The following is a 1,446-nucleotide window of genomic DNA, read 5'->3' as shown; positions in this document are numbered from 1 at the left end:
GTTCATACGTATGCATAACCTTGAAACCGCGCGAACGGAGAAGCCATGTCCGCTGTAGCGCCGCCCACCACCGCAGCCGGCCCCCAAGGGACCGAGGCGGAGAAGCGGATAGCGATACGCCGAGCCATCGGCGCGGGAAGCATCGGAAACTTCGTCGAACAGTTCGACTACGGCCTCTACGGCTACATGGCGCCGGTCCTGGCCCCCGCCTTCTTTCCGCAGAGCAACCAGGCCGTGGCCGTCCTCAGCACGTACGCGATCATCGCCATCGCCTGCCTGTTCCGCCCGCTGGGCGGCACCCTCGTCGGCCGCTGGGGCGACCGGGTGGGCCGCAAGAAGACGCTGCTGTGGACCATCGTGCTCATGGGTGTGGCCACCGCCCTGATCGGCGCCCTGCCCACGTACCAGCTGATCGGGATCCTGGCGCCCCTGCTCCTGCTGTTCCTGCGCGTCATCCAGGGCATGGTCTCGGGCGGCGAGTACGTCGGGGCGGTGGCGTTCATCGTGGAGTGGGCGGAGCCCAAACGCCGCGGCTACTACGCCTCGTACGCCTCCAACAGCTGTTTCGCCGGCATCCTGGCCGGCGCCGGCACCGCCGCGCTCACCAGCTGGGTCTTCCAGGGGCCCGCCCTGGACTCGTGGGGATGGCGCATCCCCTTCCTGCTCGCGCTGCCGCTGAGCGCGGTCGGGATCTGGCTGCGGGGACGCATCGAGGAATCGCCCGAGTTCATGCGCGCCACGGAGGACGGCGCGGACGTCGCCAAGGCCCCCATCCGGGACGCGCTGCGCACGCAGTGGCGGCCGATCCTCGCCTACTGCGGCGTCTCGATCATGCTCGCGATCCTGTCCTACAGCTGGGTCACGTTCTATCCCGAGTACCTGACCGGCACGCTGGGCCTGCCGCGCTGGATGGCCCTCACGTCCAACGCCATCTCCGTGGCCGTGCTCATCCCACTACTGCCGCTGGCCGGCGCCATCTCGGACCGGATCGGCCGCAAACCGATGCTGATCAGCGGCGCCGTCGCGTGCATCGTCCTGGTCCCGCTGGCCTTCCGGGTCGGCGAGGGCGGTACCTTCGGCGCGGCCGTGGCCAGCCAACTGATCTACATCGTCCCGGAGTTCTTCCTGACCGGCATCGTCACCGTCTGCACGGCCGAACTCTTCGCGACGCGCTCCCGGTTCAGCGCGAGCGCCATCGCCTACAACAGCTCGTTCTCCATCTTCATGGGCATCACGCCCTTCGTGGCCGCCCTGCTCGTCACCAGCTTCGATTCGATCTACGCCGTGTGGGTCTACCTCGCGGCCGCCGCACTCCTGGCCCTCGTGACCATCAGCACCTTCATGACCGAGACGTACCGGACCCACCTGGGCGCGGACAAGTTCACCTCCTGACCGCCTCCGGCCCCCCTTCCCCTCCTCCTGCCTCCCGCACTTCGTATGCATACG

The 1,446-nt window shown here is 68.3% G+C and carries 1 protein-coding gene; it reads left to right on the top strand.

The annotated features are described in order from the left end of the window. Positions 1–45: 45 nt before the first annotated feature. Complete coding sequence (locus ACQKIP_RS47325; RefSeq protein WP_427745851.1) at positions 46–1,392, top strand: MFS transporter; 1,347 nt, start codon at positions 46–48, stop codon at positions 1,390–1,392. The last annotated feature ends 54 nt before the right edge of the window (positions 1,393–1,446 follow it).

It is taken from the genome of Streptomyces sp. NPDC059900 (assembly GCF_050270335.1).
Taxonomy (GTDB): domain Bacteria; phylum Actinomycetota; class Actinomycetes; order Streptomycetales; family Streptomycetaceae; genus Streptomyces.
This window is presented reverse-complemented; position numbering and strand designations above follow the sequence as displayed.